This window comes from Paenisporosarcina sp. TG-14, assembly GCF_000297555.1.
In the GTDB taxonomy this organism is placed as follows: domain Bacteria; phylum Bacillota; class Bacilli; order Bacillales_A; family Planococcaceae; genus Paenisporosarcina; species Paenisporosarcina antarctica.
Map to the genome: position 1 here is coordinate 1 of NZ_AMGD01000091.1, position 20321 is coordinate 20321.

Below are 20321 nucleotides of genomic sequence, written 5' to 3' on the forward strand. Positions count from 1 at the left end.
CTTTCTTGACAGAAGTCCATCACCTTCTATAATTACAACGTGACAGCAATTAATTACAACTGAGCTTTCGCTCGACATTAGAGCCATCTCTTTTGACTACGACAGACGCATTACACAGTATAGAAATACCCTTTTTTAGCATTTTCGAAGGAGTACAACACTGTATAGAGGTTAAATGCTGAAGAAATTGCATTTACTGCGTCATGTTTAAATTTAGTAAGTGTCTTTTTTCTCGCACAAAGTTTATGTTAGAGTCAGATGCACAACCGCAACAAGACTGCATTTAGGCAATAAAGAAGTGCGAGGTGATTTTGTCACCTCGCACTTCTTTATTTATGTTGCTGTCCAAAGCAACCCAGAAACCTAATGAAGTGAGAAAATGAGAAGTTCAGCTCTCTCGTCACTTTCCTTCCCTCGGTTTCAAAGCGATCCGAATACCAAAGTTATCTTTTGATAAAATCCAGCACCCAAAATTGGCTGCCGGAATCGAAATTCTCTAAAGGCTTCAGTCGAAAATAACGATATCTGAAATTCGAAATGCATCATATTCATCGATTACGATGGAATAATCTTTTGTTCTCTCGTAAGTTGACCATTCCCCGGCCCCATCCATGAACTCAAACACTTCATATGTGCTTACGACAGCATAGTCTCCTTCGATAACTATGCCCATTACCTCATTTTTCGTAAACTCAAAAATCATGCCTTGATTGGTTATTTCCGTAATGTATTCAGCCATTTCGTGATATAAATGGCTATCGTACAGAAGTAAGTCTTCGATGAAGTTAAAATCTTCATGATAAAGCGCCATTTCATAGTTCTCACGGAAATAAAGGACAAAATCTGTTAAACTTCCCTCGTCAAAGTAATAGCTATCGTCTTGTGTATTCTCTTGTATTTCTTCAGGTTCTTCGGGTTCCTCAATTTCTTCAGATTCTTCAAGTTCTTCAGGTTCATAATCATAGTCATCGTAGAATGAAAATATACTTGCCACTTCAGCAGATGTCATCGGTGAATCAGACCATTTTTTAAGCAAGTCAATCATGGTATACATCGGAATGGAAAATCCAATCGATTGGTCCGCTGTCAGTATTGCTGAATTAATGCCAATTACTTTACCTGTTTTTGCATCGAGTAAAGGTCCTCCACTACTTCCAGGAGATATTTGCGCATCTACTTGGTACACATTATCGTATTGAAAACCGGATTCAAATGAGCGGTCAAGTCCTGTTAAATAACCTATCGAAGCCGAATTTTCTAAACCTTGTGGACTTCCAAGTGCGATGACCTCACTACCAATGTCCGTTACATTCGCTTCTGTTTCAAGTGAAGTTTGCCCCGCGTAATCATCAACTTGTATTAAAGCAATATCATATTTGTCGGAAATACCAATTACCCGTCCAGTCGTTTTTTTGCCCAATACATTACGAACAATCACTTCTGTATAGCCAGCTACAACATGAGCATTCGTCACGACAGTCCCTTTATTCTCAAATAAAAAACCGGAACCTAAGCCTGTTTCAGTGAAAATTGTGTACACACGAGATTGAGATTCTTTAATAATTTGTGTTTTTTCTTTTTCATTATTAACTGGATTGTTTTCTTTTTCATTACTAAGAGGTTTGTTTTCTTTTAAGGGTTCTTCCTTTTTACTTTCAAGTTTTGGAGGATCAACCCTAGGAGCTTCTATCATTTCTTTAGTTGCATTTTTGGGTGAAAGTTGTTTGCTGACTTCAACCTGAACTACTTTTTCTGCACCATTCAATGTTGTTGCTATAATAAAACCAATAGCAACTAAAGCAAGTATCGACAAAAAACCTGCAACGATAGTAATCATTTTCTTTTTCTTTGCTTTAAAACGTGATTTTATTAACTCCTGGCCACAATTCGAGCAAAATTTCGCTTCATGTTCATTTTTTAATCCACATTTTGCGCAAAACATTCTCACCCTCCTCCCTGTAAAATCTTGTTACTTTATCATACTATGCTCATATGCGAATATACATAAACGGTTAACTTGAATCAGCTTTAGCTTCTTATCATCTGAAAATTCAGCAGTCTACTTTAAATCGATTATCCCATGACGAACGGAAATTCTTAGCGTATAATGAGGACTGGCAATTAATTCTAAAAACTTATAACAAAATGAATAGACAAGAAAGGCAGAAAACGCCTTCTAGCTCATCACTGGTGCTGGAAGAAACGATTCGGAAACTTGTTTCCGCATGAGGGTCTGAAGCTTAGGTGTGAGCTGGCGTTTGGAGCTAGACATAACAACGCCAAGTACGAAGGTATTGCTCGAAAAATCTTATACTTTCTATCTAGATAAAAAAGGAGATACATATATGTTTGATTGGAGAAATATTTTTCGCGGTATGGCTATGGGAACGAGTGATATTATCCCAGGTGTCAGCGGTGGAACTATTGCAGTTTTATTGGGAATTTATGATCAATTTATCAATGCAGTTAGCGGAATTACAACAAAAGAATGGAAAAAACACGTCCCTTTCTTACTAACCCTAGGACTAGGAATGGGATCAGCCATTCTCCTACTTAGTCACGCTGTAGAATGGCTCCTTGAGTCATATCCACAACCAACTAACTTCTTTTTTCTCGGTTTAATTCTCGGAATTCTTCCTTATTTATTAAAAGAAGCAAATGTACGAGGCACGTTTAAAGCTAAACATTTTGTCATTTTAATAGTCGGTGCCATCCTAGTTGCAAGCATGGCATTTTTCAAACCAGATGAAGGCGGCAATCCTATCGAAACACTAACGATCCTATCCATCATCGGATTATTCTTAGCAGGTGCTGGTGCAAGTATGGCCATGCTTCTTCCAGGTATCAGCGGCTCATTTGTTTTACTGATTATAGGCGTATATCCCACAGCAATTAACGCAATTACAACCTTGAATCTCCCTATTATAATGGTCATCGGAGCAGGAATTGCATCTGGCTTTATATTTAGCAGTAAAGGCATTAAATATTTACTTTCCCGCTTCCCATTAATGATGTACGCACTGATTATCGGATTAGTTTTCGGCTCACTTTTTGTAGTGTTCCCAGGACTAACACTAACTTTAAACAATATTTCACTTAGCATTGGCGCGCTCTTTGTCGGTCTTTTTGTAGCAGTTTGGCTTGGAAAAAGAGGTTAACAGAATAAAAATTTCAGTAAAAACATCTATTTTCTTAAATGAAATAGGTGTTTTTTCTTTTTCTTGAAAACGCGAAAATATAAGGCTAAAGACTTCCTTGTTAATGAAACAAGCGGCTGAAATTACATTTTCAGCCGCTCCCTTATTACTATTCACATTCTCAATTCTCCACTAATATGTAAACTTTGTATTTTTAGTATGTCCAAAACATTTCTCTTTATACTCATTGGTAAAAAAATTTCCAATGCATAGGAAAAAGAGTAACATCACATAATAAAAATTGTAATTGACTCCTTGTAAAAAGGATTCAAAATTACAACAACCTTGAGGAGGAGATTTATTTTTGGGTATTTTAAATGGTAATCCTAAACTAGAGCCATTGCATGAAGGTGAAGTGTTTGGTGTTTGGTCGTATATTATTGCTAGTAATGGATTAATAAGCGTTTATCAAGCCTTCATTAATCATGCAGGCGACAGAGCACTCAAATCACTACTTGAAGAAACTGTTCACACGATAAAAGCAGAAGTACAACAAGCATCAGAAATATTAAAAGCCAATGGAATTGCACTTCCTCCAGCTCTTCCTGATCGCCCAGTAGCTACAGCTGAAGATATTCCTGTAGGAGCAAGATTTATGGACGTTGAAATTAGTGCCATATTATCTGCAAACATTGCTCAAGGTTTGGTGGCGTGCAGCCAAGTAATGGGTCAATCAGTTCGCGAAGACATCGGCATGATGTTCGGACAGTTTCACGCTGATAAAGCTCTATTTGGTGCCAAGCTTTTAAAACTTAACAAAGATAAAGCGTGGCTGATACCTCCTCCACTTCATGATGCACCAAGACTTACACAATAAGCAGCAAAAACACTGAAAGCCCTTGGCTACTCCCCCCTGGTAGCCAAGGGTTTTTCCTTAAGCGAAAAAAGGAATCCATCAACGACTCAATTGATGGATTCCTTTTTCTTATATTTGTTGAACAAGAATTAAAATATTTCTAACGAGAAGCAAGAACATCGATCCACACTTGATAGCCTTTTCCATTCAAATGAATCCCGTCAAATGTATAGTCTTTCTTCAACTCTCCGTTTTCATCAGTGAAATATGGATGCAAGTCTATATATGAAGAGTCATTCTCTTGCGCTATCTTTTGGAGTACTTCGTTAAATTCGGCTACATCATCATTGGATAATTCATATCTAAAAATATCATTATTTACAGGAAGAATTGATTGAACAATAACTTTAGACGAAGATTGATCAAATGCTTGAACTATGTTTTTGACATTCTCTTCAAATACAATAATATCTGTTCCATGCAAAATATCATTAATACCAATCATGATATATACTTCTTTTGGATTTCGATTTACAACTTCATCTATTCTATTTAGAACACCCTTAGCATTATCATTGCTAATACCTCTATTGAACACAACTTCTCCAGAAAAGTATTCTTGAAAATCGCCATAATCTGAAATGCTATCACCTACAAATACTTTATCTATATTTGTCGTGTCACTAGCTTCAAATACGTCTTTTTTCAACAAATAATAATCCGGATATTCCTGCACAGTGGGGATATCCGACAATTGATTAGTAAAGAGATTTAATTGTCCTTTTTTAAAAATAACGAAGCCTATAAAAGCAACAAGTAAAAGGTTAAATGATAAAGACAATGTTAACAAAACTCTTAGTTTTTTCATATCATGCACATCCCATTCTGTCTAATTAACTCATGGAAATGGAATTTCAGATACCTGACCTAACCTGCTATATTTCACAACCATTAAAAGATGATTAGAAGCATAACTACAGGTAAAAGATACGCACCATTAAACAGGCTGCCGTTAAAAATTCAGCCGCCTCTTTCTTGCTATTCACATTGTCACGTTTAGGAACATTAATTATTTCGATTTTTATCTTTTTCATCATTTTCAATTTGCGCAGAAATGAGACCGAGTACTACACCAAAAATTGCGCCACCAAGAACTTCAATCGGTTGATGACCTAGAAGTTCTTTGAGCTCTGTGTCACGTTTGCTGTACATTAAACTAGGAAAATCACTGGAGATGATTTCAAATCTGTCTTCAAGTTCATTTACAAGTTGTGCAATCTCACCCGTATGACGTCTAATTCCTTGTGCATCATACATGACAATAGACCCAAAAACGACTGCAAGCGCTGTTTCAGTATGTCTTGTCCCTTTATTCGCAGCCATATACGTAGCAAGTGCCGCTACTCCCGCAGAATGTGAGCTCGGCATCCCACCGGTCTGAATTAGAGGTCGCCAATCCCACTTACCAGTTAACTTTTTATGTGTAAATACCTTCAAACCTTGAGCTATTGCAATGGCAGATAAAGCTGTAATCATTCCACGATTCATTTTCTTCATTCTCTTCACCCTCAATTCAAGTAATAGATAGATCATCTATAAAATCCTTCTTTTACATTTAATACCCTACTGGCTTCTTTTTATTCAACTTTCATAATAAATACTAGAGGGAATATACTTTAAGCTTAGAATCCTTTAACTAATAAAAAATCATCATTCTCAAGTATAAATACCCTTTTCCCTATAAATTAAGCAGCAGTAGCTGATTTTCATCCGCCACAAGTGTTTATTCCTTGTTCATTGTGATTTAATCCGGTTCACAAGGTGTTTATTCCTGTTCGCTGTCGCTTTGTTCCAGTTCACCCGTTTCGAAATTTGCGAGCTGACCAGTTACGTTTTTTCAAGAATCGGATAGAATTGTTTGCTCGATTGATTTTCGGAATTACAATTTCAATAGCCACATTTTTAAAAACCAAAATATTCCAGCAACTTCTTGGTTGCTGGATTATTCTAATTTTTATGGAATTCTGAATGGGAATCAAAATAATCCATCGACGTTTAGTCGGTGGATTCTTTTGGAGAGGAATATGGAATTGATTCGTTTATGGTAATGCATGCTCTATGCTGCCCCGGTTGACAGAAACGTTTGGATCAGAAAGCAATCATTTTCGGTCCAAAAACCTTTTGTCTTCCATGTTGGGGAATCATATGCATTTTCTCTTAAGAATTTTACAAATATAAAAAGAAGTCGCCCATAACAATACAGGTAATGAATTAGAAGCAAATGCATGTTCTCTTAAGAATCCTACAAACATAAAATACCTCCTAAATAAAAATATGTAAGAAAACCAGAAATCTTTTTCCTTCAAGAAAAAAAGTTTCCTTAATGCAACTATAGAACAATATATGCATTTTCTCTTGAGAATTCTACAAACATAAAAATACTTCCTGCAGTTAGTAAAAAAATGAACTGGTTTGCATGGAGCATCCACAACGTGTTGACAAAACACCAGTTCTAGGAAGTTACCCTCTGCCACTACTCCCTTGGCGGATTCACTTTTCCCGTCTGATGAATATATATCCCCCAAAAATGTACTTCTTATGAAGTATGATTTTAAATCCACCCAAGTCATTTTCTAAACTCAAAGGCGGATTTTTTCTTGGAGTAGCTTAAAATTACCTGTCAGAAATGACTCCATTGAAGGTGCTCTAGAGACTTCCAACTTATGAAAAAAATAAGGTTATTTTACATAGGATTATGTGTAGAAGAATAGATTGATTGTAACCTCAAATAATAGATGGTTTACTTCGCAAATCTGATGAGGTATGAAAAGGAGAACGAGTAATGACTGACACCCTTCCTCTTATATCACCATATCAAATGGTTTCAACTATTCAACATGGATTAAATAAAACGCAAGCTCCCAAAAAGATACTCATTGTCGGTGCAGGTATGGCAGGACTGGTCGCTGCCTCTTTGTTAAAGGAAGCTGGGCACAATGTAACCATCCTTGAAGCTTCCAATAGAGTAGGGGGACGTATCTATACGAAACGATCCCCTTTTATCAATGGACAGTATATGGAAGCAGGAGCGATGCGTATTCCAAATCATCATTATTTCACTTTGGAATACATAAAAAAATTCCACTTACCAGTTAATTCGTTTATTAACTCTACGCCTAACGACCTGATCTATGTAAATGGAATTAAAACGCGCCAATATCTGTATAAACAGAACCCTGATATTCTTGACTACCCAGTTGCCCCTCACGAAAAAGGCAAAACAGCTGAGGAGTTGATTCAAACAGTAATTCAACCAGTTATAGACTTTATCAATTTAAATCCGCTGGAAAATTGGAGATGGGTAATAAAGGAATATGATAGATACTCGATGGACGGTTTTTTAAGGTATAACCCAAATGGGGTTACTTTATCTCCTGGTGCAATTGAAATGATTAAGGTACTCCTTGCTATCGAGGGCTTGAGTGAACTCGCTTTTCTTGATATATTACGAGAATTAATCATTCTTTTCAATCCTACTGTCAGTTTCTATGAAATTACCGGTGGTAACGATCAACTTCCACAAGCTTTTCTCCCACAATTAAAAGAAGACATTTTGTATAGACAAAAGTTGACCAAAATTGTGCAGCGTAATAACCAAGTTACCATTTATTCTATGGATACAGAGTCGTTGAAACCAATGGAAACGACATGTGACATTTGCATCTTGACCATCCCATTCTCGGTTATGCAATTTGTTGAAGTTGAACCCCACGATTCTTTTTCCCACAACAAGTGGAAGGCGATTCGGGAACTTCATTATGTGACTTCTACAAAGATTGGTCTTCAGTTTAAGAGTAGATTTTGGGAGGATGATGGGATACAAGGTGGGCATACGGCGACGGATTTGCCCATTCGATTTAGTTATTATCCCAGTCATGGAATTGGGGATAACGGGCCAGGAGTGATTATAGCTAGCTATACTTGGGAGGATGATGCTATACCATGGATCGGTTTAAGTGAGGAAAATCGAATTCAACAAGCTTTAAAGAACTTGGCTACCATACATGGGCAACAAGTATATGATGAATTTATAACAGGGGCTTCTTACAGATGGGCTCTAAATCCATATTCAGGCGGGGCTTTTTCGTTGTTCAAACCTGAACAAGAAACAGAACTTTTTCATGCTATCTCTTCTCCGGAAGGAAGGGTACACTTTGCAGGGGAACACACTGCCCTCCCACACGGTTGGATACAAGGGGCTATTGAGTCTGGAATCCGTGTAGCACATGAAGTCAATGACTTACCTTGAAATAATATATTCATAGGGTAGGAGGAAGTAAATCAGCTATTTTTCAGGAATAGATGCAGCTTTTAGTTCAGTTCAATTAAAAATGCAAAAGGGCTTCTGCTGCTAGTGATGTGTAGGCTTCTTTTAGGGGATGGTGCTAGATGGTTTCATTCCAGTTCATTATAATTAATTAAAAATCTTAAAACAGGAAAAATATGCTAATACATGATAGAATAATATTTATGAAAAAATACATTTTATTTATCCTCATTTTACTAACTCTCTTTTACTCTTCTGGGCAAACTTATGAACAACAATCACTAATCCCCAATTTAATGAAATGGCTTCCTAGTGAACCTTTAAAGGGAGTTCTATCACTTTTTCAAATCCCGTATTGGGGAACGACCATTTCTGTAGAAGAACGTGGTTATCATGCATTTATTGAGTTTCTAATTAGAAAAGGAGCACATATTGTTATTTTTGGAGCACTAGCCATTGCAGCCTATATCGTGGTACGTAAAATCAGAATGGCATTTGTCATTACCGTAGTAATTGCGATGGCAGACGAATATCACCAATCTTTAACTGGAGGGCGAACTCCATCGACTCAAGATGTATTTCTTGACTCATTTGGTGCAGCTTTAGCGCTAGGTAGTTTATATATCTTAAGAACCTATTGGAATGCTACGAAACATCGACATGTGACTTCAGCTAAATTAGTAACCCCAAAAACCAGACGTTATAATAAAAACCGGGCAAATTAAAATCCGGTTACTTTTAACAAAGCACCAGCTGAGGAAATAATTTATCATACAGGATCGACATGTTTCCAAGTCGCTTTGGCTCAAAACTTACTGCACCATAACCTCACGAATAAAAGAAACCAGTTAGAATGCAGAGTTTTTGGGTTTGGTTTACGCGAGAATAGACACTTATTGTTTAACAAGAAATGGGCCGAAGATACAATTTCGTAACAGGTTCCGTTACCTATCGCAAAAATCAAATTTACACGTTAAAATGTTAATGAAAATGTATAACTAATTGCATCGCATAATGCGGTGCTTTTTGTTGTCTTAAAATAAAATAGCGTAGTTCAATTTGAACTACGCTATTTCCATATTTTTTAAATTACTTACTCAACTTTAGCCACCCGTTACTTTAATAATAAAATTACTCGTTTCGTGACCTTTCATAAAAAATTTCAAACATCAAAAAGTTATTTAAAAAACTCCCGTGAAGATTACTAAATTGAATTTTTAGTGTTTTTCTTGATTCTGCTTTACCTGTTTTTATATCAACAATTTCTTCTTCTAATGATAGTATATTTCTTATACTATCGACTAAATATCGCCTTTGTTCTTTTTTATAATCCTCGTTAGCTAAAAGTTTCAGTAAAGTTTTTCTAGCATTTTTCACTTGGAGTAAAATGTTATCTAAATCATCCATACTCAACTTTACAGGCTCCTTACTGAGTAACCAATCTTGTTCAAACAACGGTAGCAAATACTGCGTTCGGTCAGTTGTTAAATCTATTGTGCTATCCGTTCTCAATTCCTCTAAATCTTTTTCATAAGAGCTTTTAAATTCATTTAAATCTTTAACATATCCATCGACAACAACTGGGTCAGGTGTGAAAGAATAACTTTTATGAATACTGAAAACAGAATAGGGATAAAACCAAGTCATTATCAGAATAAAAAACACAAATAACCCAACTAAACTTATAATGATTTTTTTCGTTTTATTAGTCACATTAAATCCTCCAACCTCTTATTAAATAATCCTGCCATTTAGTTTAAAAACAATTCTTCACATCTTCATAACCTCTAAATTTATTTAAACATAAATATAACCAAGAAATAAGAAGCGTTTATCTTATATTTTGTGCAAGATTGATTCTAAAAACTAAGAGTTGCGATGTGACAACTTCACATCGCAATTCTTTATATCCCTAGATTAAGATGCATCGGGTTTGTCGTCCATAGCGAGCCGGAGACTAAAGCTGATACATTGGTAAATCCTTTTTCCATGTTGGAACTCACGCTACAAACTTTTCTTGCATCTCCAACCATGCTATTATCCCCCCATATTCCACGAGAAAGGGAGCCTTATACAATTATATCCTACACATTTAAATCTCTCTTTTTATAAAAAACAAATGTTAGCGTAAATAATGCAACGATAATGATTACTGACAATAACACAAATACGGTCTCAAAACCTTCACCGTACATGACATTTTTCGCTTCGAAATATTTAAACGGTGTTACATATTTTAAACTGTCTAACTTGTCATTTAAATCGATTGCAATTGATAACATAAACGTCATTAAAAGGATTCCTGTTGCTAATGAGCTAGCCTTTTTCGATTTTTTAATTACAGATGCTATTGCACTTCCAATCGCTAAAAATAATAGTTGTAAAATAAACATGCCTACCATTGTAATAGCGATATCAGCACTGACGGATTCACCATTACTATATTTTCCAACTATAACTGCGCTTGAAACCCATGTGACGATATTGAAAATCACAATATTTACAAGAGCTGCTAGCAATTTTGATGTGATAATTTCACTTCTTGAGATGGGTTTTACAAATAAAAACTCGACAGTCTTATCTCGTTCTTCCTTTGAAATAATATCTGCTCCAAGCATAACAGCATGAAGCGTTGCCATGATTAACAAATATAAAAAGAGAATCCCAAAATAACCACTAGCCGTTGATATATCCAGTGTTCCAATTCCCATGATAGCTTGTAAGGATTTTGGCATCTGAGCAATAAGATCATTCATGGATTGGCCTGTGGAAGACATAACAACAAATTTACTCATACCGCTCCCAACCATTACTACCACGCCGATACACCATATAATAAGTGATTTGCGATGAGCTTTCATTTCTCTCATCATAATATTCATAACGAAGCCCCTCCCTTAAAACCCAATATAGTTAAACTCCATGGATATCTTTTTTTGCATATATGATATAGCTAACAACTAGCGAGACAATGATTATGGTAATTCCTGCGATAATAAATGAAAGCTCATAGCTACCATTTTCAATGATACTGGCTGTATCAAAATATTTAAATGGCGAAAGATAGCGTTTTGCTCCTTCTCCAGTTGTTGAAGCGAACATGCCAATAAAGAAGAAACTAAAGACAGTCCCAAGAGAAACAGCCATCACTGATTTAATTTTAGGAAAAACAACTGAAATGACAATTCCCAATGAAAGAAAAATTAACTGCATGAAAAGCAGTGTAATCGAAATCATAAAAAATAGTGTGACGCTGTAATCTTCAGTTTTCACTTGAGAAACTACCAAACTTGCAACAGCGATAAAAATAACATTTGTAATGAGTAAAGAAATGATTGCTGCCAGAATTTTGGATGTTACTATTTTTGAACGTGTAACAGGTTTAGTTAATAGAAAGTCTGCCGTTTTTTCACGTACTTCCTTTGAGATAATGGATATGCCTATAATCATCGCTTGGATCGTTCCGCAAAGAGTGAGATAAACAAATGTGTAGGAATAAAAACCCAAAATAGAACCCATCGTATTTATTTCTATTCCGAGTGCTTGCCTAACCGGCTCTGGAAAAGCTTCCAGCACCTTTTTAAACTCATCAATTTCCTTTGAAATCGACGGAAATAAAGACATGAATACGAGAACTAATGCACTTAATGATAGCGTCCAAATAATGGTTGATTTACGATATGCCTTCAATTCATGCAGAAATATATTCATAGCTTATTAGTCCTCCTTTTCATAATAGTGCATGAAGATTTCCTCAAGATCCGGCTCCCCTATCCAAAGATTCGCTATGTCAATTTCGGCTATTTTTTTCATTACGTCGTTAATATTACCCCGAAATAAAAAGCTACATATGTCCCCTTTTACGTCGAAATCATTGACGCCAGCTATATTAAAGACATCCTTATTTACTGTAGCTGTAGTTTGAATTTTAAACCGTTTAAAGTTGTTGTCTTTTAAAGTACTAATCTTTTCTACCTTAATAATTTTACCGTCTTTAATAATGGCAACACGATCACATAATCGTTGAACTTCACTTAAAATATGAGATGAAAATAAGATGGTTGCACCTTTTTTATTCTCTTCTTCTAGCAAATCAAAAAATTTATGCTGCATTAATGGGTCCAAACCACTTGTAGGCTCATCTAGAATAATTAACTTAGGATCATGAAGTAACCCTTGAACAATACCCACTTTCTTTTTATTGCCTAAAGATAAGTCATCAATCTTTTTAGTTAGATCTAAATCCATTATCTCAGCCAACTCTTTAATTCTTTTCGTGCAATCTTTTTTATAAAAACTAGCAGAATATTTTAATAGATCTATCACTTTCATATTGTCGTAGTAGAACACTTCAGATGGCAAATAGCCAATTTCTTTTGCAATTTCGGGAGCAAATTCGATGCAGTCTTTGCCAAAAATTTTAGCACTTCCGCTGGTTGGGAAAATGAGTGACAATATAGTTCGTATCGTTGTTGATTTCCCAGAACCATTCGGTCCAATAAATCCAAAGATTTCTCCTTCTTCAACATTAAAATTCACATTAGATATCCCTCTTGCTTTTCCATAAGTTTTCGTTAGATTATTAATTTCAATTACATTCATGATAAAACCTCCTCTTTTATATCAAGATTATCCTGGTAGAACGATTTAGTTCTATTTATAAAAAGCATTTCTTAGCGTCTCTGAATAAGTCTCCATATCCGCTATTATCTCTTCCATATTTAATTGGTCAGATGAGAATTTTTTATATTTCTCCTGTTGTTGATTTGCAAAACCCTCCATCGTCCAAAAAATGATATTTATAGCTTGGTTAATATCTATATCCTCTTTAAATTTAGAATGGTCATAGTCTGAAAAAAACTGTTGATAAGCAGTAACTACCAATTTATTATGCCTTTGAGCTACTTCATTTTTAACTTCATTCGAGTCTTCAAAATAGGCACTTTTAATAAAATTTATCAACTCGGGATACTCAATAAATAAGTCAAATTTCAGCAATGCCATTTGCCTTAATTTAGTAAATATATCTCGCTCATTCCAGTCTATTTTTGCATATATCTTTTCCATAAACATTTCTTGCAAATGATCATATAAATATAAATACAATTCTTTCTTACTATTAAAATAGTGGAATAACAATCCTTTTGAAATCCCCGCTTCTTTTACCATCTCATTGGTCGATGCATTGTCATACCCTTTTTGAGCAAATTCCTTACATGCTGCATTAATAATTCGTTGTTGTTTTTCTGGATTCAAATTCAAAAACTTAGAAAACATGGTCATCCTCCTTGCCTAATAAATCAATTGACCAGCTTGGTCATTTTCAGTTTATGCCGATTGACCAAAATAGTCAATGGATAATTATATATTATGAGAAAAGTTAATTATTATTCATTTTTAATGAATTAACTTCACAACAAAGCCACCGGTAATTATATTTGGAGACTGAAAAGTAACGCTATTTTCTACATTTCTCTAGAATACTTCAATAGAGTGAGTATCATTTTTTACTTCCATATTCATATAAACACAAATAAATTCCTTAATTTCACTATTACAACGTGGATCACGATTTTTACAACGTGGTGGGCTATTTTTACTACGTCACGCTTCATAATTACAACGTGACACCCAATAATTACAACTGAGCCATCTCCTTTATTCATTTGAGGCACGCTACAGTATAGAAATCCCTGAATTATGCGTATCAATAGGCCGTAATTTCACCTTCTGGTCATCATTGTTATGAATGGGATTAAGATCGACGGCAAGATTGCCTGTAGCAAAGAAACTAGGTTATAGTACCTTGAATTTATCCTCCAAAGCTTCAGTTAAACCCTTGCCATACAAGATAGAAAAAAACCCAACAACTGAATAAGTTGTTGAGTTTCCATATCCATTTTTCATGAGTGGAGGCGAATATTCTAAAAAAATTTCCATTCTCCTACTTCTATTCCTTCTTGCTTTCTGTTCGCAACTAAATATGCATCAATAACCGTAATTGAATTTGAATCCTACACTCGACTTATAAATAATAACTAAACGTCTCGTATCCAAAATACACCGAAAGTACGGATAAGATGGCCATCACTACATATTCCACCATACTTCCAGTTCTAGTCGTAATGGGAAAACGTACCGTTATCTTTAATGGATACAGCAATTTGATTCCATTTTTTGTTGCCATATCTAATATCATATGGCTAACGATTCCAATCAAAATTCCCGCTGTTATTGCTTCATTTGTTACAAATGAATTCATAATAATTGCAATTAACACTAAAAATAACAAACTATGAGTGAATGAACGATGTCCGAAGATGACATTGATGACTTTCGATAGCATTGGAAATGTCCGACCCATTTTACTGCCTCCATGGCATATATCTGGAATCAAAGCACCGATAACGCCCGCTCCAACTAAAAGTACTGGATCGTAATTCGTAAATTGTGTAAACGCAAGACTTGCTGCTAAACCGCCTATGATGTGTGTGTTTCCTGTCATGCGCTGAATTCTCCTTTTAAATTGGTTTAATTCCACGAAAGCTTGTAGCTTAGCACGTTAACTACCTAAGCTATTCTTTCTATTATTTTACACCATTAAGGCTACTGACTGAATATGTATATAACATAAATTTCAGATTCTCCTCTGTATTTGCAATATCTCTCCTTAAATTCTAATAATCAACATCAATTTACATGTCTTCTTTTAAATTACAGTAATATCAAAAAATTTTTTTCACATCTCCAATTATTTAACACAGTACTAAAACCTCTATACATAAGCACTTATAGCGCTTCACTGTTTTATTCTCAAAATAACGGTCCAAAAAAAAGGTTGTGTAATTTAAGGAATAATGTTATTAATTAGAATACTCAAAATATTATTATTCATGAAGGGAAGTGGCATCATAAATGGTGAAAACAATTAGCTCGGCTTTAGAAATGCACCTAATTAATAAAGGGAAGATGGAAATCCTCTCTAAAGTGCCTTTGGAAAATAACGTTGATTTGAGTTTAGCTTATTCTCCAGGTGTTGCAGAACCTTGTATCGAGATTGTAAAAAACCCATCAGCAGTATATGACTATACGATTAAAGGGAATCTCGTCGCTATTGTTACGGATGGATCTGCTGTACTAGGTTTGGGGAATATCGGTCCTGAAGCTGCCCTACCTGTGATGGAAGGAAAGGCCTTGTTGCTAAAGAAATTTGCTGACATTGACGCCTTCCCTATTTGTCTGGATACGCAAGACGTCGATGAAATCGTTCGTATTGTAAAAGCAATTAGTCCAACTTTTGGAGGCATTAATTTAGAGGATATTTCTGCACCTAGATGTTTTGAAATCGAGCAGCGTTTACGAAAGGAATGCAATATTCCTGTTTTTCATGATGATCAACACGGAACGGCAATCGTAGTAGGTGCTGGTTTAATCAACGCATTGAAAATCGTAAATAAGAAAATGAGCGAAGTTAGAATAGTTGTTAATGGCGCTGGAGCTGCTGGTATTTCAATTGTAAATCTTTTGAATAAAATTGGGTTTAAACATATCATGTTATGTGATTCAAAAGGAATTATTTACAAAGGACGCCCAGATGGCATGAATCCTGCGAAAGATGCAATTGCTGAAAAAACAAATTTATCTCATAGAAGTGGTTCTTTGTTTGATGCGATGTCAGGTGCGGATGTGTTCATTGGCGTTTCAGTCGGCAACATCCTTACAAAAGAAATGATTGATAAAATGAATGTTGATTCAATCGTTTTCGCACTCGCGAATCCAACGCCTGAAATAATGCCTGATTTAGCGAAAGAATATGGTGTAAGGGTTGTCGCGACAGGCCGTTCTGATTTTCCAAACCAAGTTAATAATGTATTAGCATTCCCAGGAATTTTCCGAGGTGCGCTTAATGTACGTGCTACCGACATTAATGAGTCTATGAAGTTGGCAGCTACTTATGCTATCGCGTCTTTAATAGATGAAGATGATCTATCTGAAGATTATATTATTCCAAATGCTTTTGACAAACGTATTACCAAAGTTGTAGCAGATGCAGTTAGCCAAGCAGCTGTTGAGACCGATGTGGCGTTACTGAAGTAAAGATTTTATTGACAAGGTTTTCCTGGTCGCTATGACCGTAAACCCACTGTATCATAAGAGGAAGAAAGGGAAGAGCGAAGAGTCTTTGCTCTTCTCTTTCTTATTGTTTCATTTCAGTTCAAGAGTTTTCGCCAACTACTATTTCTAAGTTAAGCACAAAAAAAATCCAACAACATATGTTGGATTTTTTTATTTTTCTACACATTTTATTGAAAAATCTGAATTATTAGTTCATAGATATCTTTGAACTTTCTCTACTCAGACTGGAGGATGTACAGGTACGCTAGTCGTTTCTTCATAAGCAACTTCATTTGTTTTTTCAGCGGCATAGTAATTAATATTCGCGAGTGAGGAAAAACTAATTATCATAATCAGTGCAAAAAAAATGGTATTCTTCATATCAAACACTCCTCATAAAATGAATTTAACTGCTTTTTCGTACTTTCCTTCATTTTTAAAATGTTCTGCAAGCATTTTAGAAAAGTAATGATGGTATTCTTTTTGTTTATCCATCTTCACTATATAAGGGACGACTTTATCTTCTAAAAAACTCATGGCCTTTTGTTTTTGATTATTAAGTAGTAATAAATAAAACGATGAATAAAGCTGGTATTGTGGCACTTTCATTTTTATAGACTTTTCATTTAGTATAGTAAAACTATTTTTACTTTCAATCCATTTTTCTAACCTGAATTCTGTAAGTGCAATATTATGCAAACAAAGTAGATACTCTTCGGTGTCCTTATTAAAAATACCTGAGCTTTTTTTGAAGTATTCTAGAGCAATTAGATAGTCACCCATCTTATGTCTTAAATCTCCAATATTGTGGTAAATATGCGGAAGAAGGTCATTCTCCTTAAGCATTTCAGCGTTTCTAATCAAATGTTCATAGCATACTAATGCCTCTTCATAAATCTTAGATTGCGAATAATTGATTGCTAGGGACATGTGAACATGCAAAATTCTCTTGTAATTAAATTGATCTTTATAAAATTCCATGGCCTTTTTACCGTAGTAAATAGCGTGACCTGATTGTTCCAAATATCCCTTTACGAGAGCAAGATGATAATAGATTTCTCCTTCAAAAGTATTACTCACTGCGATCTCTTGAATAATTATTGAAAGTTTCTCTTCTGCTTCTCCATATTCTCCCTTCAAAATTAATAATATAGCAGAGAAATATAAAAGTAAATATTGTTCATGTTGGGAAAAATTTTGCTTTTGTGTATTCAGCCATCTTATCTGGTCATCAGCTAATTTTAAGTCTTTAATAAAAATGTAATATCTTAATTTATAAATTTCATACAAGTAAATATATTTAGTAAACGCTATAATCTCCTTATAAAAATCTAATTTAAGAAAGGTAATACGTGATTTCTCATGTTCAATATAATGGATATTTTTTATTATTTGTTCAAGTAATATATGTATATTGTGTTCACTTTCTTCGGCGTCTTGTACATTTATTTCTAGTCGATTTAATAAAAGTCTAATTGTTTCTACATTCGCTTCTTTGCTATTATTTTCTATTTTACTAAGATGTGTGATTGAACAAATTTCAATTGCAAGTTGGCTCTGTGTCATTTTCATTTTTGTTCGATGATACTTTATTAATGAGCCTATTTGCATTTTTTCACCTTCTTTCAAAAGATTTTAATTCTATTATAAACAATTTTTAGAGTATTCCAATATTTAAATGTATAAATCCTTCAAATTAGAGAGGAGGAATTTTCTTAAATTATCACGAGAAGATTCAATTATTGCTTTTCATCTATCTTATTATACTATTTTTTTCATTTATTTTACTTAATTTAACTGAATTTTCCCAATGAATAATTTGACTCTCTTTAATTCGTTATCCTTATGACTATATAACTATATTAAAATGAATGATAGTGTGATATATATCATGCGGATTGGATAAATTGGAAAATAACCTTCTAATAAATATATGCACACATCCATATTAGTAAAGAAGTCATTACATTTGACTCATTATTTCTACACAAAAATAGCAGATATAATTTATTCTGATATTAAAAAACTGAATTTTCCCAATAACGAAAATATCTATATATGCTAGATTTGTTTTAGAAACAAAAATACATCGACAAAAGGAGCACACACAATGAAAAGATCGAGAAAAATCTTTATGAGTGTTTTATTGGCTGCTAGTCTAACATTTCCTACTATAGGTGCAAATGCAGAATCGACGAGTAATACTAGTGTCGAGAAATTCCGAGTTTATGTTGAAGCATCTAATCAATCTACAAAATCTACACTGAAAGATCAATACAAAGTAAGATGGGAACTAACTGAAAATGGTTTCTCCACTGAAATGACTGATACACAATTTACTGCACTGCAAAAAAACAAAAATGTTACTGTAACTAAAGTACAGATAGTTACTCTTGATACCGTAGTACGAGCAACTCAAAGTAAAATAGCTGCTGCTGAATATCCGACTCACCAAACACCATGGGGTATAAAAGCCATCTACAATAATAGTAACCAAACAACTACTTCTGGTGGACAAGGTATTAATATTGCCGTTCTTGACACTGGCGTTAATGTAAACCATTACGATTTAGTCAATACTGTTGAACAATGTAAAGACTTCACTCGTGTCGTACAAATCACAAATGGTACTTGTAACGATGCTCACGGACATGGTACACATGTAGCAGGTTCTGCATTAGCTGATGGTGGAAGCGATGGTGCAGGAATTTTTGGAGTTGCTCCTGCTTCAGACCTTTGGGCATATAAAGTACTTGGAGATAATGGATCAGGATATTCTGACGATATTGCTGCTGCAATTCGACATACAGCTGATCAAGCTACGTCTACTGGTACAAAAACAGTAATCAACATGTCTCTTGGCTCTGCAGGAAATGACAGCTTAATCTCAAACGCTGTAACTTACGCTTATAACAAAGGTGTTCTAGTTGTAGCTGCTTCTGGTAACTCAGGTCCAAATCAAGGGTCAATTGGTTATCCGGGAGCACTTGTTAATGCAGTAGCTGTAGCAGCACTTGAAAATGTTCAGCAAAACGGAACGTACCGTATTGCAGACTTTTCGTCTCGTGGATATGCTTCGACAGATGGTGATTACATCATTCAACAAGGTGATGTAGAAGTTTCAGCTCCTGGTGCAGCGATCTACTCTACATGGAATAATGGTGGATATAATACGATTAGTGGTACATCTATGGCATCACCACACATTGCTGGATTAGCGTCAAAAATCTGGTCACAAAATCCAAGCTGGACGAACGCTCAATTGCGCACAAACCTTCAGAACCGTGCAAAAACATATGATATTAAAGGCGGTTTTGGAGCGTCAACTGGTGATGATTACGCATCAGGGTTTGGATTTGCACGAGTGAATTAACGATTAGTAGAACGGAGAAAAGACTAACCAAGTTAACCTTGGTTAGTCTTTTTCTTGTTCTGCAAGAGTTAGAGTCATATATATTATTTCAAATTGACTATGGTTTCATTGTTACTTTTGGTATGACTGCTCTAACTCAGAGATTGAAAGTTCACCAGGTCGCTTTTGACGGTAAAACCACTGCATCATAAACTAAAGAATTAAAGTGAAGAGCGCTTTTCTCTTTCTAGTAGGCAATCTTACGGTGGTTGAGTCTATCACTACCATTGACCTTTGGGAGATTGCTGAAAAACGATCATTTTTTAATTTTGGTGTCAGATATAACAACTTATCCATATCACTAGCCAATTTTTTAAATAATTTAAAAAGATTACTACATACATGTGAGGGTAATATTCTTGGGTTACTGTCTTTATTCCTGTTCATTTTGATTTAATCCCGTTCGCGAGATGTTTATTCCTGTTCGAGGTCGCTTTATTCCTGTTCAAACCCGTTTATTCCCGTTCAACTTGT

General features: G+C 34.9%; 17 protein-coding genes. 6 read left to right on the forward strand and 11 right to left on the reverse strand.

The annotated features are described in order from the left end of the window. Positions 1-505: 505 nt before the first annotated feature. The gene (locus C406_RS0117970; protein ID WP_017382043.1) at positions 506-1942 is read right to left on the reverse strand and encodes a trypsin-like peptidase domain-containing protein; all 1437 of its coding nucleotides are present in this window, start codon (positions 1940-1942) and stop codon (positions 506-508) included. A 403-nt stretch (positions 1943-2345) separates the two neighbouring features. Between C406_RS0117970 and C406_RS0117975 the strand changes: the two genes are divergently transcribed. Both C406_RS0117975 and C406_RS0117980 read left to right on the forward strand, forming a co-directional pair. Continuing rightward, on the forward strand, positions 2346-3158 hold the full coding sequence (locus C406_RS0117975) for a DUF368 domain-containing protein (protein WP_017382044.1): 813 nt from the start codon (positions 2346-2348) through the stop codon (positions 3156-3158). Between the two features lie 343 nt (positions 3159-3501). Then, complete coding sequence (locus C406_RS0117980) at positions 3502-4014, forward strand: DUF3231 family protein (protein WP_017382045.1); 513 nt, start codon at positions 3502-3504, stop codon at positions 4012-4014. A gap of 139 nt (positions 4015-4153) precedes the next feature. Here C406_RS0117980 and C406_RS0117985 read toward each other — a convergent pair whose 3' ends face one another. Then, on the reverse strand, positions 4154-4861 hold the full coding sequence (locus C406_RS0117985; protein ID WP_017382046.1) for a GDSL-type esterase/lipase family protein: 708 nt from the start codon (positions 4859-4861) through the stop codon (positions 4154-4156). Positions 4862-5058: 197 nt separating this feature from the next. Continuing rightward, complete coding sequence (locus C406_RS0117990; protein WP_017382047.1) at positions 5059-5550, reverse strand: divergent PAP2 family protein; 492 nt, start codon at positions 5548-5550, stop codon at positions 5059-5061. Positions 5551-6835: 1285 nt separating this feature from the next. On the opposite strand from C406_RS0117990, the gene C406_RS0118000 reads away from it, so the two are divergent. Both C406_RS0118000 and C406_RS0118005 read left to right on the forward strand, forming a co-directional pair. Next, on the forward strand, positions 6836-8302 hold the full coding sequence (locus tag C406_RS0118000; RefSeq protein WP_017382049.1) for a flavin monoamine oxidase family protein: 1467 nt from the start codon (positions 6836-6838) through the stop codon (positions 8300-8302). A gap of 221 nt (positions 8303-8523) precedes the next feature. Further along, a complete protein-coding gene (locus C406_RS0118005; RefSeq protein ID WP_017382050.1) occupies positions 8524-9045 on the forward strand; it encodes a VanZ family protein in 522 nt (173 codons plus the stop codon). 406 nt (positions 9046-9451) lie between these two features. Here C406_RS0118005 and C406_RS0118010 read toward each other — a convergent pair whose 3' ends face one another. The 6 genes from C406_RS0118010 to C406_RS0118045 form a co-directional block, all read right to left on the reverse strand. Next, a complete protein-coding gene (locus C406_RS0118010; protein ID WP_017382051.1) occupies positions 9452-10033 on the reverse strand; it encodes a hypothetical protein in 582 nt (193 codons plus the stop codon). 371 nt (positions 10034-10404) lie between these two features. Further along, positions 10405-11202, reverse strand: coding sequence for an ABC transporter permease subunit (locus C406_RS0118020; RefSeq protein ID WP_017382053.1), 798 nt, complete (start codon positions 11200-11202; stop codon positions 10405-10407). Positions 11203-11233: 31 nt separating this feature from the next. Further along, positions 11234-12031, reverse strand: a complete 798-nt coding sequence (locus tag C406_RS0118025; RefSeq protein WP_017382054.1) for an ABC transporter permease subunit — start codon at positions 12029-12031, stop codon at positions 11234-11236. A gap of 6 nt (positions 12032-12037) precedes the next feature. Then, a complete protein-coding gene (locus C406_RS0118030; RefSeq protein WP_017382055.1) occupies positions 12038-12922 on the reverse strand; it encodes an ABC transporter ATP-binding protein in 885 nt (294 codons plus the stop codon). A gap of 51 nt (positions 12923-12973) precedes the next feature. Further along, positions 12974-13597 carry a TetR/AcrR family transcriptional regulator gene (locus C406_RS0118035; RefSeq protein ID WP_017382056.1) on the reverse strand — a complete coding sequence of 208 codons (624 nt, stop codon included), beginning with the start codon at positions 13595-13597 and terminating at the stop codon, positions 12974-12976. Positions 13598-14345: 748 nt separating this feature from the next. Beyond that, on the reverse strand, positions 14346-14825 hold the full coding sequence (locus C406_RS0118045; RefSeq protein ID WP_017382058.1) for a metal-dependent hydrolase: 480 nt from the start codon (positions 14823-14825) through the stop codon (positions 14346-14348). Between the two features lie 410 nt (positions 14826-15235). Here C406_RS0118045 and C406_RS0118050 point away from each other — a divergent pair, with 410 nt between their 5' ends. Further along, positions 15236-16417, forward strand: a complete 1182-nt coding sequence (locus C406_RS0118050; protein ID WP_017382059.1) for an NAD(P)-dependent malic enzyme — start codon at positions 15236-15238, stop codon at positions 16415-16417. A gap of 258 nt (positions 16418-16675) precedes the next feature. Here C406_RS0118050 and C406_RS20860 read toward each other — a convergent pair whose 3' ends face one another. Next, complete coding sequence (locus C406_RS20860) at positions 16676-16816, reverse strand: hypothetical protein (RefSeq protein ID WP_017382060.1); 141 nt, start codon at positions 16814-16816, stop codon at positions 16676-16678. 12 nt (positions 16817-16828) lie between these two features. Beyond that, entirely contained in the window at positions 16829-18064 is a 1236-nt protein-coding gene (locus tag C406_RS0118060; protein ID WP_237740600.1) for a helix-turn-helix transcriptional regulator, read from the reverse strand. Positions 18065-18545: 481 nt separating this feature from the next. Here C406_RS0118060 and C406_RS0118065 point away from each other — a divergent pair, with 481 nt between their 5' ends. Beyond that, positions 18546-19808, forward strand: a complete 1263-nt coding sequence (locus tag C406_RS0118065) for a S8 family peptidase (RefSeq protein ID WP_017382062.1) — start codon at positions 18546-18548, stop codon at positions 19806-19808. Positions 19809-20321 lie beyond the last annotated feature (513 nt).

What these genes read in the sequence shown, in the direction of transcription:
- C406_RS0117970 (WP_017382043.1), bottom strand. Translation starts at nt 1,942, where the DNA reads ATGTTTTGCGCAAAATGTGGATTAAAAAATGAACATGAAGCGAAATTT.
- C406_RS0117975 (WP_017382044.1), top strand. Translation starts at nt 2,346, where the DNA reads ATGTTTGATTGGAGAAATATTTTTCGCGGTATGGCTATGGGAACGAGT.
- C406_RS0117985 (WP_017382046.1), bottom strand. Translation starts at nt 4,861, where the DNA reads ATGAAAAAACTAAGAGTTTTGTTAACATTGTCTTTATCATTTAACCTT.
- C406_RS0117990 (WP_017382047.1), bottom strand. Translation starts at nt 5,550, where the DNA reads ATGAAGAAAATGAATCGTGGAATGATTACAGCTTTATCTGCCATTGCA.
- C406_RS0118000 (WP_017382049.1), top strand. Translation starts at nt 6,836, where the DNA reads ATGACTGACACCCTTCCTCTTATATCACCATATCAAATGGTTTCAACT.
- C406_RS0118005 (WP_017382050.1), top strand. Translation starts at nt 8,524, where the DNA reads ATGAAAAAATACATTTTATTTATCCTCATTTTACTAACTCTCTTTTAC.
- C406_RS0118020 (WP_017382053.1), bottom strand. Translation starts at nt 11,202, where the DNA reads ATGAATATTATGATGAGAGAAATGAAAGCTCATCGCAAATCACTTATT.
- C406_RS0118025 (WP_017382054.1), bottom strand. Translation starts at nt 12,031, where the DNA reads ATGAATATATTTCTGCATGAATTGAAGGCATATCGTAAATCAACCATT.
- C406_RS0118030 (WP_017382055.1), bottom strand. Translation starts at nt 12,922, where the DNA reads ATGAATGTAATTGAAATTAATAATCTAACGAAAACTTATGGAAAAGCA.
- C406_RS0118035 (WP_017382056.1), bottom strand. Translation starts at nt 13,597, where the DNA reads ATGTTTTCTAAGTTTTTGAATTTGAATCCAGAAAAACAACAACGAATT.
- C406_RS0118045 (WP_017382058.1), bottom strand. Translation starts at nt 14,825, where the DNA reads ATGACAGGAAACACACACATCATAGGCGGTTTAGCAGCAAGTCTTGCG.
- C406_RS0118050 (WP_017382059.1), top strand. Translation starts at nt 15,236, where the DNA reads ATGGTGAAAACAATTAGCTCGGCTTTAGAAATGCACCTAATTAATAAA.
- C406_RS20860 (WP_017382060.1), bottom strand. Translation starts at nt 16,816, where the DNA reads ATGAAGAATACCATTTTTTTTGCACTGATTATGATAATTAGTTTTTCC.
- C406_RS0118065 (WP_017382062.1), top strand. Translation starts at nt 18,546, where the DNA reads ATGAAAAGATCGAGAAAAATCTTTATGAGTGTTTTATTGGCTGCTAGT.